The organism is Treponema endosymbiont of Eucomonympha sp., from assembly GCF_001028545.1.
Map to the genome: position 1 here is coordinate 1 of NZ_BBPW01000418.1, position 619 is coordinate 619.

Below are 619 nucleotides of genomic sequence, written 5' to 3' on the forward strand. Positions count from 1 at the left end.
GACTTCTACAACTTTCCCTATGCGTTCGGGCTGCTGTTCGGCACGGCGCTGTACGGGCGGTATTGCGCGGAAAGCGCGGCGTTCAGCGAGACCTATGTGCGTCTGCTCCGCGAGACGGGAAGCGCAAGCTGCGAGGATGTGTGCCGCCGCGCGGGGTTCGCTATCGAAAAGCCGGAGTTCTGGGCTTCCGGCATCGCGTCGATTACGGCATTCTATACCGAGCATCTGGCAGCGCTCGGCTGACGCGGCGGGGAGCACCCAGACAAAAAAGCAGGGCAGAAGCCCTGCTTTTTAAGCTTAACGGCGCAGGCTGAATCCCCGCGTATCCGTCTGCCGACACATAACCAGCACCCATTCAGCGCCAGTATAAAAACAAACGCGCTCCAGCTTTTATCCGGCTGAGCGCTTGTTTTGTAATAATGCCCAGAACAAGACTTGAACTTGCACACCCTTTCGGGCTCTGGTACCTGAAACCAGCGTGTCTACCAATTCCACCATCTGGGCGCATTTCCGCAATAATCTATACCATTTTGAAAAAAGAATCAACGCCTGCCGAATAGCGAGAGTTTGCCACTCGCCTATAAGTCAGCGCAAAGCGCCGACTGGGGTTTTCGTAGTT

1 tRNA gene and 1 pseudogene are annotated in these 619 nt (G+C 55.7%); one reads left to right on the top strand and one right to left on the bottom strand.

From position 1 onward, the window contains the following. Nucleotides 1-243: pseudogene (locus AWU74_RS12000) on the top strand (M3 family oligoendopeptidase); the annotation flags it as partial. A gap of 177 nt (nucleotides 244-420) precedes the next feature. On the opposite strand, the gene AWU74_RS07400 reads toward AWU74_RS12000, so the two are convergent. Continuing rightward, nucleotides 421-504: transfer RNA gene (locus AWU74_RS07400), tRNA-Leu, on the bottom strand. Nucleotides 505-619: the final 115 nt, after the last annotated feature.